General features: G+C 44.4%; 11 protein-coding genes. 7 read left to right on the forward strand and 4 right to left on the reverse strand.

Annotation, left to right across the window (positions count from 1 at the left end; translation table 11 throughout):
* The first annotated feature begins 41 nt into the window (after positions 1-41).
* Positions 42-1,094: a 2,3-diaminopropionate biosynthesis protein SbnA gene (sbnA, locus tag JGK11_RS18460; RefSeq protein ID WP_293191570.1), complete on the forward strand. Its 1,053-nt coding sequence runs from the start codon at positions 42-44 to the stop codon at positions 1,092-1,094.
* A 21-nt stretch (positions 1,095-1,115) separates the two neighbouring features.
* A complete protein-coding gene (gene sbnB / locus JGK11_RS18465) occupies positions 1,116-2,141 on the forward strand; it encodes a 2,3-diaminopropionate biosynthesis protein SbnB (protein ID WP_293175487.1) in 1,026 nt (341 codons plus the stop codon).
* A 244-nt stretch (positions 2,142-2,385) separates the two neighbouring features.
* Here sbnB and JGK11_RS18470 read toward each other — a convergent pair whose 3' ends face one another.
* Positions 2,386-3,669 carry an HhoA/HhoB/HtrA family serine endopeptidase gene (locus tag JGK11_RS18470; RefSeq protein ID WP_293212433.1) on the reverse strand — a complete coding sequence of 428 codons (1,284 nt, stop codon included), beginning with the start codon at positions 3,667-3,669 and terminating at the stop codon, positions 2,386-2,388.
* Between the two features lie 300 nt (positions 3,670-3,969).
* Here JGK11_RS18470 and JGK11_RS18475 point away from each other — a divergent pair, with 300 nt between their 5' ends.
* Complete coding sequence (locus JGK11_RS18475) at positions 3,970-5,184, forward strand: RNA-guided endonuclease TnpB family protein (protein ID WP_293207527.1); 1,215 nt, start codon at positions 3,970-3,972, stop codon at positions 5,182-5,184.
* A gap of 214 nt (positions 5,185-5,398) precedes the next feature.
* Positions 5,399-5,755: a metal-sensitive transcriptional regulator gene (locus JGK11_RS18480; RefSeq protein WP_293175491.1), complete on the forward strand. Its 357-nt coding sequence runs from the start codon at positions 5,399-5,401 to the stop codon at positions 5,753-5,755.
* Positions 5,756-5,795: 40 nt separating this feature from the next.
* Here JGK11_RS18480 and JGK11_RS18485 read toward each other — a convergent pair whose 3' ends face one another.
* Together JGK11_RS18485 and JGK11_RS18490 are read right to left on the reverse strand one after the other, a co-directional pair.
* Complete coding sequence (locus JGK11_RS18485; protein ID WP_293175493.1) at positions 5,796-5,963, reverse strand: hypothetical protein; 168 nt, start codon at positions 5,961-5,963, stop codon at positions 5,796-5,798.
* Between the two features lie 406 nt (positions 5,964-6,369).
* A complete protein-coding gene (locus JGK11_RS18490; RefSeq protein ID WP_293175495.1) occupies positions 6,370-6,807 on the reverse strand; it encodes a helix-turn-helix domain-containing protein in 438 nt (145 codons plus the stop codon).
* Positions 6,808-7,858: 1,051 nt separating this feature from the next.
* Here JGK11_RS18490 and JGK11_RS18495 point away from each other — a divergent pair.
* From JGK11_RS18495 to JGK11_RS18505, 3 genes are all read left to right on the forward strand, one after another.
* Positions 7,859-8,503, forward strand: a complete 645-nt coding sequence (locus tag JGK11_RS18495) for a pentapeptide repeat-containing protein (RefSeq protein WP_293175497.1) — start codon at positions 7,859-7,861, stop codon at positions 8,501-8,503.
* A 218-nt stretch (positions 8,504-8,721) separates the two neighbouring features.
* Positions 8,722-8,844, forward strand: a complete 123-nt coding sequence (locus JGK11_RS18500; protein ID WP_293175499.1) for a hypothetical protein — start codon at positions 8,722-8,724, stop codon at positions 8,842-8,844.
* A gap of 190 nt (positions 8,845-9,034) precedes the next feature.
* A complete protein-coding gene (locus JGK11_RS18505; protein ID WP_293175501.1) occupies positions 9,035-9,802 on the forward strand; it encodes a pentapeptide repeat-containing protein in 768 nt (255 codons plus the stop codon).
* A 33-nt stretch (positions 9,803-9,835) separates the two neighbouring features.
* On the opposite strand, the gene JGK11_RS18510 is transcribed toward JGK11_RS18505, so the two are convergent.
* Positions 9,836-12,838, reverse strand: a complete 3,003-nt coding sequence (locus tag JGK11_RS18510; RefSeq protein ID WP_293212434.1) for a GAF domain-containing protein — start codon at positions 12,836-12,838, stop codon at positions 9,836-9,838.
* Positions 12,839-13,128: the final 290 nt, after the last annotated feature.

The following is a 13,128-nucleotide window of genomic DNA, read 5'->3' on the forward strand; positions in this document are numbered from 1 at the left end:
CATAAACTGTTTATTCTCCATCCAAGACTTTTAAGAAATTTATGAATTTTTACGATGCACCAGATACGGAAACACCCTTAATTTTGTCTGAGAATTTCAAATCATCTTGCTCAGGTTTGATGATATCTCCATTGATTGCTGAAAACTGTTTGGAACTGGTTCTCGACAAAGTTTTTTGTAAATTAAACAATTTTTTGTCTTTGAAAGCAGATATATTTTTGAAGGTTGAAGGATTTAATCCAGCAGGGTCTATCAAAATAAAACCTGCTATACGTATGATAGAGGCTCTCGAAGAAAAAGGAGAGATATCACCGGATCGTACCCATATTATCGAATCTTCGTCTGGTAACTTAGGAGTGGCGGCTAGCCTAGCTTGTTCGACTAAAGGATATCGCTTTACCTGTATCAGCGATCCAAACATTTCGTCTAGGAATGAGAAATATATAAAATTGTTCGGAGCCGAGCTTGTAATTGTTAAAGATAGAGATAAAAATGGAGGATTTTTAAATAGCAGAATTGATTTAATTAAGCGATTGCTTAAAGAAAATAAAAATTTATTTTGGCTGAATCAATATGCGAACTGCGAGAACAAAAATGCACATTATCTGAGTACAGCACATTCAATTTTTGAAAGCTTTTCAGAGGTTGATTACTTATTTATTGGTGCAGGTACTACAGGTACATTAATGGGATGTGCTGAATACATTAGAGATCGCAAGCTAAAAACAAAAGTTATTGCAGTTGATACCTTTGGCTCGGTTACTTTCGATTTACCTTCTAGTAAAAGATATATTCCAGGACTAGGTACAAGTCGAAAACCAGAATTGGTAGATAAAAGTCTAATTGATGATATTGTAGTAGTTAAAGAAGAGGACACGATAAAAATGTGTCGATATTTACTACGCGAAAAAACATTTTTAGTCGGAGGTTCGACTGGAACAGTTTTGGCAGGCATCAAAGCTTATGCACATAAACTGGATGCAGCGAAAAGTATAGTAGCAATAAGTCCTGATTTAGGAGAGAGCTACCTAGATACAATTTATGACGATCGGTGGGTTTCGGAACGCTTTCCTCATTGCCTTAACGCAATATAAAGACCAATAAAAATTAATTCCATGAAAACAAACACCATAGAGCAAAATTTTACAGTTATTTCTGGTTCAGTAGTTAATGAAATACTCCAAACTAACTATGCGAATGTAATTGATTTAGTTCAAAAAGCATATCTTACTCATGGAGACAAAAACACCATAAACCCAGATAGTTATTTTTTGAAATATCCAGAAAAGCCAGAAGCGAGAATCATTGCTTTACCTGCACATTTGGGAGGAGAATTCAATATTTCAGGGATAAAATGGATTGCCAGTTTTCCCAAAAATATCGCCCATGGAATCCCTCGTGCATCTGCGGTGATTATTCTCAATGATTATGAAACTGGATATCCAATAGCCTGTCTTGAAGGCTCGATTATAAGTGCTTCTAGAACCGCCGCTTCAGCAGTTTTAGCAGCCCAAAATCTTATCAAACCAAAAACAGTCAAAAGATTGGGGATTGTTGGATGCGGACTAATTGCTCGTTATGTCTTGAAATTTTTGCTAAATACTGGTTGGACAATATCTGCACTAGATTTGTTTGACTTAGCTGATGAGTACAGTATGGCGATGAAAGAGTATGCTCAAGAGAGAGGAATCAAGGAAGTTCAAATCTCATCGACCAAAGAAAACCTGATTTCATCTTGTGATTTGATTAGTTTTACTACAACGGCTGATGCACCATATATTGACGATATTAGTGTCTTTTCCCACAATCCAATTATTTTGCATTTATCTTTGCGAGATTTATCATCAAAAATTATTCTTGAGTCAAACAACATTGTCGATGATGTAGATCACTGTTTAAAATCTGCAACATCTTTGCATCTTACCGAGCAAGAAGTTGGAAACCGAGATTTTGTTACAGGAACTATCGATCAACTTATTCAAGGAAAACTCACTTTAGACATACACAAGCCAACCGTATATTCGCCATTTGGTATGGGAATCCTTGATCTTGCTGTTGCTTATTATGTATATCAAAGGGCAGTCTTGGAAAAAATAACTGTTTCCATTCCAGATTTTTTTTACGAACCCACACGAATATAGATAACATATCGATTGCTATGATCGATCGACTGCTGAGAGTTGATTGACTGTTGTGGGTCGATCGCACAGGAGCGATCGGAACCTCCATAACCCATTAAATTAGAGCTGTGTGACTTTTTTGAGTTCAATATTTTCCACTCCGTTTAAGTCATTTATTAGCTAGAACTATCAAGATAGGACTAAAGTCCTCACTACAAACTTTTTGGGGGGAGTTTTTAACAATCTCCCCCCTTCTCCTTCAGCTCTAAAAATCTCTCAATTGAGCAGTTGTCACAGCAACTTCCTTAACCTGGGAACCCCGGCGCACCTTCAGTTTCAAAATTTGACCAATTTGGCTATTTTCCACCAAATTTTGCAACTGTTCGGGTTGAGTCACTTTCTGGCCCTCAATTTGAACGATCGCATCTCCTTTCCGAATCCCGGCTTTCTCAGCAGGCGTATTGGGTACAACTCGCATCACCAATACCCCTGTAACTTCGGGCACAATCAAAGGAGCATTGGGGTCAGAATTATTCTCTCTGGCCATTTCCGGAGTCAAAGCAATCATCTGAATCCCCAAAAACGGATGGCTGACTTGTTCTCCCTTGGCTAACTGGGCGTAGATGGCTTTCGCTTTGTCGATCGGAATCGCAAACCCAATACCCATTGCATCCGCCCGAATCGCCGTGTTGATGCCAATCACTTCTCCTCTGCTGTTCAACAGCGGCCCGCCGGAATTGCCGGGATTGATGGCGGCGTCGGTTTGAATGAAATCGAGGCGCTTGTCGGGAATGCCGACGGCTGCGCTCGATCGCTTCAAAGTGCTAATAATGCCTAAAGTGACGGTATTGTCAAATCCGAGGGGGTTGCCCACGGCGATCGCCCAATCACCGACTTTCACCGCATCGGAATCTCCCAGTGCTGCCACGGGCAAGTTAACACCTTTGGTATTAATTTTGACAACAGCCAAATCTGTTACTTCGTCAGTACCTTGGACTTCTCCTGGAAATGTCCGGCCGTCATTTAAGGTGACAGTTACTCGATCGGCTTTGTCAACCACGTGAGCATTGGTTAACACAATCCCGTTTTTGTCAATGATGAAGCCAGAACCTTGACCCCGCAAGTGTTCTTGTCTGGGCGTCATGCTCCGCAAATCTTCTCCCAAAAATCTGCGGAAGAAGGGGTCTTCCATTAAGGGGTCGAGGTTGCGGCTGACAGTGCGCTCGGTATCAATCCGGACAACAGCAGGCCCGACTCGATCGACTGCCGCCGTCACAAAACTGCTGGTATCTGCCGCCACAGCCACCGGGAGTTCCGGGCTCCGCAGCGCTAGCATTTGCGGATTTGGGAGAGTTGCTGGGGAACTCCAATGTACTTGCTGCACGGCTTTTTTGGGCTGTTCCTGCCAGTTGGGCGGATTTTTGCCGTCTGCGGCAGAAGCGGGTGCAGCATTGATGAAGAGAGCGCTCAGGGCGATCGTCATTGCTAAAATGAGTCCGAACCAGCGATCGGTGCGGGGTGCGGAGCCAAAAAACTTAAATAGTCGCATAGCGTCAATCTTTGTTAGTCTGGGTTATTCTGGTAAAGGCGTGCGATCGAGCGGAGTCAATAATCGCCCGCTATGAAGATCCTAAATATATTTAGCTGAAACAGCATTCATCCCCGCGCTCTACCTGTACAATCCGTGAGCGACGGGATGAATGCGCGATCGTCCGCCGATTGCACCCGCGCACAAGGCGCTCTCGTCACAGCCAGCGGGAGATGCGCGGGTGTATGAGCAGGCGAACAAAATCCCTTGATTGGTCTGTATCTGTGTTATCATATGTAAGCATTTTGTGATAAAAGCATCGTGTTAAAAGCAGTCAAAGTCAGAATCTATCCTACCCAAGAACAGCAGAGTCATTTGGCAGGGGCTTTTGGCTGTGTTCGATGGGTGTGGAATCAATCTCTGGCTACCATGTCCCAAACCTATAAGGAGACTGGGAAAGGTATATCGGCTTTGATGATGAAGAAACAGATTCCAGTATGGAAGACTGAGCATGAATGGCTCAAAGAGTGTTATTCGCAATGCCTCCAGTCCTCTGTACTTAATCTGTCCCAAGCTTTTATCAATTTCTTTGATGGCCGAACAGGATATCCGACCTTCAAGAAACGTCAAGGTAGACAATCAATGCAGTACCCTCAGAACGTTAAAATTCTGAGCGATACTGAGATTAAATTCCCTGGTAATCTTGGAGTGGTTGAGGCTAAAATTCATCGCGCTCTTGTTGGTAAATTAAGGACTGTGACGGTATCTAGAATGCCTGATGGTCGTTATTACGCCTCCCTACTGATGGATGATGGTATAGAAAACCCAGTCGCTAATGAAGATGGTAGAGCCATTGGTATTGACCTCGGTTTACTAGACTTTGTAGTTACATCTAATGGCTCGAAATACCAGAACCCTCGACATTTGAAGAAGCACGAACGTAACCTCAAACGCAAACAGCGTAAGTTATCCAGAAAAAAGGATCGAACTACCAACAGACGACGAAAGGCTTCAGGTGCTGTAGCCAAAGTCCACGGAAAAATAGCTAGAGTGCGTGAAGATTTCCGACACAAACTATCCCGTAAGATAGTTAACGAAAACCAAGTGATTGTGGTCGAGAATCTGGCAGTAAAGAACATGGTCAAAAATCACAATCTTGCCTTATCTATCAGTGATGCTGGCTGGGGAATATTCTGCACCATGCTTAAATATAAGGCAGAAGCAGAAGGCAAAGTCTATCTAGAAGTAGGTCGATTTTTTCCATCATCTCATCTGTGTTCTAATACTTTACTGTCGCTGCCAAAAATGGATCTATCTGTGCGTGAATTTGACTGTGCCCACTGTGGCAATCGACACGACAGAGACATTAACGCGGCAATCAATATTAAAAATGAAGGCTTACGGTTATTGACGTTGGGAACCAGCGTTACTGCCAAGGGAGGCAATGTAAGACCAAAACGATATGGGCAAAAATCCACTGTCGCCGAGGCTGTTGCCCTTGAACTTGGAAGCCCACACTCTACCCGCTTCGGGTAGAGTGTTGGGTCGTTCACACAGCTACAATACACGAGTCTGGAGCCAGCACAAACTCAACATATTCTCAATTCTAACGTGAAAAATTTCCCTAGTAATACCAGTTTCAAAAAAAGAATTAAACTGTAGTCCAGCGTTCTAAACCACTACGGAACAACTTATTCCCAAATCCCCAATCTCAAATCTCAAATCTCAAATCTCAAATGGCACAACCCTGATGATTATATCTGACACTTCTACTGACAAATCCGTACCCTCAAATTCCCACCACCACCATCACGACAATCAATCAGTCCACCCTCACCATCACGATGAAGAATCGATGCGACGGCTGGTTAATCGCTTATCTCGGATTGAGGGACACGTCCGGGGCATCAAAACCATGGTACAAGAAAACCGTCCCTGTCCCGAAGTTCTCGTGCAAGTTGCAGCAGTTCGAGGCGCGCTCGATCGCGTAGCAAGAATCATTCTTGACGAACATTTAACTCAGTGCATTGCCAGAGCCGCGAAAGAAGGCAATATCGATACCGAAATAGAAGAGTTGAAAGCTGCTTTGGATCGGTTTTTGCCTTAGTCGCTGCCATTTTTTTACATATACCAGCCCCGCCAGATGGTTAGGAAGTTCTGGCGTGCGCTTTCTTCATCCGATTAATTGCAAATAAAAGTCTCTCGCGACGATCGCTAAAGGCTGCCTTCTTCCTTCTTTTTCTCCTGAGGTAAGCCGTTATTGATGACTGATGACTGATGGTTGGGAAGTTCTGGCGCGCGATCGCTTTACTCATGCGATCAACTGCAAAGAAAAGTCTCTCGCGACGATAACTAAAGGCTGGCTTCTTCCTTCTTTTTATCCTGAAGCAAGCCGTTATTGATGACTGATGACTGATGACTGATGACTAATGACTTCTTCATTCTTCTATAACAAAACCTGCAAATTAGACACAACTTGCAAGTTATGAATTCGGGCGCATTGCTTAAGCATCTTTCACCAACCAGGGAAAACCATCAAATATTTTCCCCCTCAACCCAATCGGCACAACAGATAATTTATACGATCGGCAGTTGGTGAGAGCGATCTTAGTTCAAAAAGAAGTAGTGAGTTTTTAGTGACAACCAAAGTCATCAACAGCTTTAAACTCTGAGTATCAACAATTGGACGGTGATTAACCAGACTTGGGATGAACTGTCTATCTAAACTTTCGTCAACTTGCCTTTGAGCTGGTATCTGACTGTTGCGTAAACGGCCTTATAGGAAGCTTCTATGCTGTATTCCTGCTGCAACCACTCTTGAATTTCTCCATAGCTTTTAAAGCCTTTTTGGGGATCGCTGAGGCGCATTGCCAAACTAGCGCGGGCCAGAGGAGGAATCGCCGGCTTCCTGCCACCGCTGTGCTTGGTTTCCAGGAGTCCTTCAAGTCCATCAGATCTGTACTTTCTCAGCCACCGCTGCACAGTAATGCGGTTTACGCCGATCGTCATTGCCAATTCTTTAACTGTCTTAACGTGACAAATTTTGAACAGGTAAAGTGCTTGAATTTTTTGAAAGCCGCTTGCCGTTTTTTGTTCGGTTAACAGGCTTTTTAGTTCTTCTGTGGTCTCTGTGATGCTAAGTTTACATACTCCAGCCATATCAATTACCTCACGAGGATTCGCACTATACAATTGTTTTTTTTGACTGGGGAGAAAAATCTTCTCCCCTCCTAAATGCTCGCCTTTTGCTTGCCAAGAAAGGAATAGACAAGCTATCTCAATTAAACTTTTTCATGCCTGGACTTACTCAGATGCTCAGAAGCTTGTTTTTTTTTACCTGGAGCAAGGGCTGGAACGCGTCTTTTGGTGAAAGACCCGGTTTATGAGTCAGTTTGGTATTGGATGGCACAAGCATCATTGCTAATACTGATATCAGTTAACTGATCGACCGCAACATTAGCTGCAATAGTTGACTTTTAAGGAATACCATTTATTCTCTTTTTGTTAAACATATATCATGGTTTTTCTGGTGTTTTTTGGTAATTTTTGCGAATGTCTTGGCGATTTATAGCTAGCATATAACCTTGGTCTGTACGCTAGCTAGAAGCACATTTAGACACAGATTATCCTGCTCCCAGAAGTGTATTTCTGGCTTTCCCTTTGTGAGAAATCCTGAGACATTAGCACTCTGATGGGCCGAAGCGGATCGCGCCGAGTGACGGTGCAACCAACTTTCACGGCACGCGGGCAGGCCTCTGTGAAATTACTTGCTCGATCGCCAGTTGAGTAAAACACGTCTACCGTGGGATTGTCAAATTTTCAACATCACAGTACCACTATCGGCTATTTTCGCCTGCCTGTCGTGATCGAAAACGTTGCTTCTATGTGATACTACTAACATTAATTAGTGATCGTTATCACACAAATACTCAGTAACCTCAACTAGCCATAAAAAGTTATGGCCTCGATCGCACTTTCCAGCGAGAATTCTTTGATTTAGTTAGGAAGTACGATAACATTGACATTTTTGTTAAACATTTTTACCCAGGTGAACAAGCATCCTGTTTTGTCCTTCAACCTCCCCAAACGGTCTAGGGCAGTCTTGTACTGGGCGTGAATCTTTTAGCATCTCAAGTCTAAAATGGCAGAAGATCCGGTGCAAGCAGCTTGCGGAGAGTATTGTTCATTTAAAAGGTGTAGAGAAGCCAAAATGAACGTTGACGAATTGCTCAAGCTATACGGAATAGGAGAAAGAAATTTTAGTGGGGTCTACCTGCACGAAGTCTACCTCTACGAAGCAGAATTGATTGGAGTCAATCTGTCTGAAGCCGACTTGATTGGCTCCAATCTCAGCAAAGCCAAACTCAGCAGAGTCAACTTTGGCAAAGCCAATTTGTGCCAGATCAATTTGAGCAGAGCCGACTTAGCTGGAGCCGACTTCACCGAAGCACTTTTAGCTGAAGCTAACCTGTATCGAGCTGAGTTGATGGGAGCAAATCTTAGCAAAGCAGACTTAAGTGGAGCTTCCCTGATCCAAGCAAGTTTAATCGGAGCCAACATATCTCGGGCAACACTCTCTCGTACAGACTTGCACGGAGTAAACCTTTACGGAGTAAACTTGCGAAGGGCCGTTCTCACAGAAGCAGATTTAATTGGAGCCAACTTAACTAAAGTAGACCTCAGCGGAGCCGACTTAATGGGAGCGAGCCTAATTAGGGCAGATTTGACTGAAGCAATTTTAAGTGCCTCAGACTTAAGCGGGGCAAACCTGTTGGGAGCAAACCTGACAAAAGTTAACCTGAGCGGAGTATATCTTAAGGGTGCGACGATGCCTGACGGTACGATTCACGATTGATTAATTTACGTCTTAAATGTTATGGTTGGCGAGAACCAATACTAAGGGTAACATTTTTTTTGTTACCCTAATTTATTGATAGCAAAACGTTTATTTGAAACTCTGGTGAGACCTTCAACAGTTGACAGTTGACAGTTGACAGTTGACAGTTGACAGTTGACAGTTGACAGTTGACAGTTTGAGAGCGACCTCTACCTAGAAGGAAGAGGATTGGAGTAATGAATAGTCTGATTTTCATTTCTCCCTCAAAGGGTTGGGGCTTTCAACCAATTCTTTCTGGTGAATTTCAATGTATCAGTCCTGGACGGATTAAGGGCAAAGAAACCGGGTTTTTCACCTAATCTGTGGACTACAACGAAAGATTTTCCTAAAAAACCCGGTTTCTGACCACTCGTGCGTCAGCCCTATGTATGATGTCTGGGATAGATAGCTGAGAATCTGGCAATATTTAGCAATGTCTGCGATCTAGATTTTCAATTGCTGCGATAAAAGCTATTTTAGATTTATTAATTGGGATTTTGGATGCTTAAGATGAAACTCAGAATCATGGCTGCTGCAACGCTGCTGAGCGCGATCGCCCCTCTAGCCCCTGCACAGGCCGAGAACATTCAACACACGCAACAATTACTAGCCACCCGACAGTGCCCAAACTGCGACCTCAGCAGCGCTGGTCTGGTTTTAGCCAACTTAACAGGAGCAAATCTCAAAGGCGCTGACTTGAGATTGGCTAACCTCAGCCGAGCCAACCTCACTGGGGCAGATCTCAGCGGGGCAAACCTCAGCGGCACCAGTTTGTTTGGCGTCAACCTGACGGGAGCAAACCTGACGGGGGCAAACCTCAGCGGTGCTGACTTGAGAAGCGCCTATCTCAGCAACGCCAATTTAACTGACGCCAATTTAACTAACGCCCAACTGCTGGGTGCTAGAGGAATGCCAACTAATATTGGTACCGCAGAAGACTTCTACCGATTGGGAGTGCTGGAAGCTCAAGCGGGAAACTACAGAAACGCCATTGACTATTACAATCAAGCCCTGAATCTGAAATCGGATATAGCTGCGGTTTATTTTGCGCGCAGTATGTCTCGCGCTGACTTGGGAGACTTCGCCGGCGCGGCTCAAGATGTTGCAAGAGCAAACCAACTCTTTACCACTCAAGGAAATCCCCAAGGTCAGGAATTGTCAAAGCAGCTAGCAGAAGCAATTGTGGCCCGCCAAAAGCCAACGGAGCCGCGCACTGGGGGCGGCAGCTTTATGAGTATTCTGGAGTCGCTCACTTCTCTTCTGCTGAATTTTCTATAGTTGTTAGTAAGTTAACTGTTAACTGTTAACTTACTAATTCAGAGGAATCTCGATCCAGAACTCTGTACCCTGACCGGGTACAGAAACACACTTGAGTACCCCTTGGTGTTTCTCAACTACAATTTGATAACTGATAGACAGTCCTAAACCCGTCCCCCGACCGACGGGTTTAGTAGTAAAAAAGGGATTAAAAATGTGAGAAATTAACTCTTTGGGGATGCCGTGACCGTTGTCTGCAATGCAAATTCCTACTGTTTTTTCATCAATTAATTCGGTGCGAATCCGAATGCAAGGGGATGGTGAATCAGGTATCAAACGCTCGGTATTGACCTTTATATCTACTGTCCCGACATCCAGTTGTTGCGAACTCAAATATGTCACGGCTGTACTTGCCCCTAGGGAGTTAACATTCACAACTCGATCTATTTGTCCCATTTCTATGGCGTCAATGGCATTGCCGATCAGATTCATAAATACCTGATTGAGCGAGCTGGCATAGCATTCAACTAAGGGCAAATTGCCGTATTCTTTAATGATTTCTACGGTGGCGCGATCCGACTGGGCTTTGATCCGGTGCTGCAAAATCAACAGGGTACTGTCGATGCCCTCGTGAATGTCAACGCCTTTCTTTTGAGCTTGATCGAGCCGGGAAAAATTGCGTAAAGATACAACTAACTGGCGGATGCGCTCAACTCCTACTTTCATAGAACCCAAAATTTTTGGCAAATCTGTGGCAAGAAATTCGATGTCGATTGCTTCGGCACACTCGCTAATTTCTGGGTTGGGATTGGGATAGTGCTGGCGGTAGAGATCCACCAAGCAGAGCAAATCTTTGCTGTATTCGCTGGCGTGGGACAGATTGCCGTAGATAAAGTTAACGGGGTTATTGATTTCGTGGGCGACGCCGGCCACCAATTGTCCGAGACTGGACATTTTCTCGGTTTGAATCAGTTGGGCTTGGGTATTGTTCAGTTCAGTGACGGTTTTAGCTAGTTGTTCGGCTTTTGTTCGATCGGCTGCTGCTGCATTCAGACTTTCTTGATAAAGTTCTGCTTGATGAATGGCGATCGCAGCTTGAGAGGCCAAATTTTGCAGTAACTCTTGTTCTGCGGTTGGCCAAACCCTCGGCCCAGAACACTCGTGGGCAATCAGCAACCCCCAACATTCGGCATCTTTGCCGATCATCGGCACAATTAAACTTGCCCTCACCTGCAAGTTTTCCAAAAATTCGCGGTGACAGGGCGTTAAATCCTCAGTATAAATATCATTAATTGCTCGCATCCGTCCCGATCGATAAAAGCAGTCTGAGTCTTCGGGAAAGCATTCATGTGGAGATTTGATACCTAAAATTGACTGCCAGTGGCCGCGAACAGCTTCAACAACTACCTCGCCGTGTTCGCAGGCACCAAATTGGAAAATTACCGTGCGATCGGTATTTAACAAAACTCTCACTTCCCGCACAATAGTTTGCAGTATGGTCTTTAAATCCAAGGTGCTGCGAATTTGGTCTCTGACTCGCGTCAATACTTGGGCAAACTCTAAGGATTTTTGCAATTGGGCGGTACGCTCTTGAACTTGGCGCTCTAAGTTGGCATTCAGGGCTTGCACTTCTTTATGAAGAAGGTACTGCCCAATTGCCGAACAAAATTGGCTCCCTATCGTTAAAGCTTGCTCGATCTCCTCCCATTTCCACTCGGGCGACTGACCTTTTTTGATTTCTCGCCAGACTTCAAAGGATTGTCTGGGAAGGATTTGTGCAACACTGCTGTCAAAGCGCCCCGCCCACATTTTTTCGGTATCAATTTCATTGCGAAAAATGGTCAAACAGCCAACTACTTGTTGTTGGTAGTGGAGGGGAATTACCAGCAAACCCCGAATTTGAGTTCCTTGGAAAGCAGGAACTAACACTCTAAATAGAGATTCTTTGTATAAGTCTGTAATTATCCAAGCCCAGAATTGGGAATTGGGAATTGGGAATTTGGGAAAATCGGGGGTATTTTTCAATCCTGTGGTTAGCCATTGTTGCCAGAGGGGATGAGCTTCGATCGCGCTGACTGTTTCCCAATGGGGAAGTGTCGGTTGAGTCCCTGTGACGAACAGTTCAAAGGTAGCATCGATCGCAGTAGGGGCAATGGGAAATCTTCGATCGATCTGGGGAACCGGTAACTGTTCGCTGTTGATTTTCCGGGGGTTGAGATAGAGTCGGCCGCCACTCCCCCCCAAAGCAGTGACAGTGGCTTCCAAAGCCTGTTGTAGTTGAATGTCGATCTGACCGTACAACAGGGCTGCGACGCGACTGACGGTGGCTTCCCGAGATGCTTGAGAGCGGGTTTTTTGGAGCAGGAGCGAGTGGCCGATGGCGATCGACAATTGATCTGCTACGAGCTGAACTACTTCTAAATCTGTGGATGAAATATTGCGGGGGGAGGAGTGGTGAGCCACTAACAGTCCCCACAGTTCGATGTGAGTTTGGCGATCGCTTCCAGGCTCGCATCTACTTACGCAGGCGGGGGCCTCGCAGATCTCTGTTTTGTTCTGTTGCGACACACTCCTGTGGTGCAAAATTGGCACGACTAAGGAAGATTGGACTCCCATTGCCATCAAGTAAGCTTTGTGGCAAGGATCGAGCGAGCGATAGTGGATTTCTTCATTTACTAAAGGTTGACCGGTATCCGCAGCATCAACGGGACTGAGGGCGATCGTCTCGGAGTTAACATCTACTATTGTCCGCTGGCGCATACGGACATACATCTCCCGCGCGCTGGGAGGAATGTCGTCTACTGGAAAATGGAGACCTTTCAAGGAAGGGAGATATATATTATTAATTGATTCGGCAACAACTTCTCCGCAGCCGTCGGCACTAAACCTGTAGATCATAATGCGATCTGTTTTCAGAAAAGACCGCACTTCTGCTACTGTACTGGTTAAAATATCTTCTAATTCTAGAGATTGGCGGATGCGTTCTGTGATTCGCCTTACCAAAACTTCTTTGTCTAGTTTATGATGTAATTCTTGCGTATTTTCTGTGATTTGCATAAATCTCCTTTGGCAATTATGGAATGATAATAAGAAGTTTTGATCTACATTCGCGATCGAACTCAACTTTACGAGCCTGAGTTTTTGACTAAACCGAGCTTTACTATTAATCCGTGGCGTACTGCTTAGTGACGACCGTGTATCCCCTGTGGCACCCTGAAGAACAAAAATCGGCGATCGCCTGTGGTGTATTCCTTGCCTTCTACAGACAGGGCGACTTAACCAAATGATAATTATTATTTTAATCCTCTTATCAATTTCTTGCAATCTTGAATTCTCAGTCTCAGAAT

It is taken from the genome of Microcoleus sp. PH2017_34_RAT_O_A (genome assembly GCF_020737885.1).
Lineage (GTDB): Bacteria > Cyanobacteriota > Cyanobacteriia > Cyanobacteriales > Microcoleaceae > Microcoleus.

Bases quoted from the DNA above. Each gene is read 5' to 3' on its own strand.
- sbnA (WP_293191570.1), top strand. From the start codon at position 42: ATGAATTTTTACGATGCACCAGATACGGAAACACCCTTAATTTTGTCT.
- sbnB (WP_293175487.1), top strand. From the start codon at position 1,116: ATGAAAACAAACACCATAGAGCAAAATTTTACAGTTATTTCTGGTTCA.
- JGK11_RS18470 (WP_293212433.1), bottom strand. From the start codon at position 3,669: ATGCGACTATTTAAGTTTTTTGGCTCCGCACCCCGCACCGATCGCTGG.
- JGK11_RS18480 (WP_293175491.1), top strand. From the start codon at position 5,399: ATGATTATATCTGACACTTCTACTGACAAATCCGTACCCTCAAATTCC.
- JGK11_RS18485 (WP_293175493.1), bottom strand. From the start codon at position 5,963: ATGAGTAAAGCGATCGCGCGCCAGAACTTCCCAACCATCAGTCATCAG.
- JGK11_RS18490 (WP_293175495.1), bottom strand. From the start codon at position 6,807: ATGGCTGGAGTATGTAAACTTAGCATCACAGAGACCACAGAAGAACTA.
- JGK11_RS18495 (WP_293175497.1), top strand. From the start codon at position 7,859: ATGAACGTTGACGAATTGCTCAAGCTATACGGAATAGGAGAAAGAAAT.
- JGK11_RS18500 (WP_293175499.1), top strand. From the start codon at position 8,722: ATGAATAGTCTGATTTTCATTTCTCCCTCAAAGGGTTGGGGCTTTCAA.
- JGK11_RS18505 (WP_293175501.1), top strand. From the start codon at position 9,035: ATGAAACTCAGAATCATGGCTGCTGCAACGCTGCTGAGCGCGATCGCC.
- JGK11_RS18510 (WP_293212434.1), bottom strand. From the start codon at position 12,838: ATGCAAATCACAGAAAATACGCAAGAATTACATCATAAACTAGACAAA.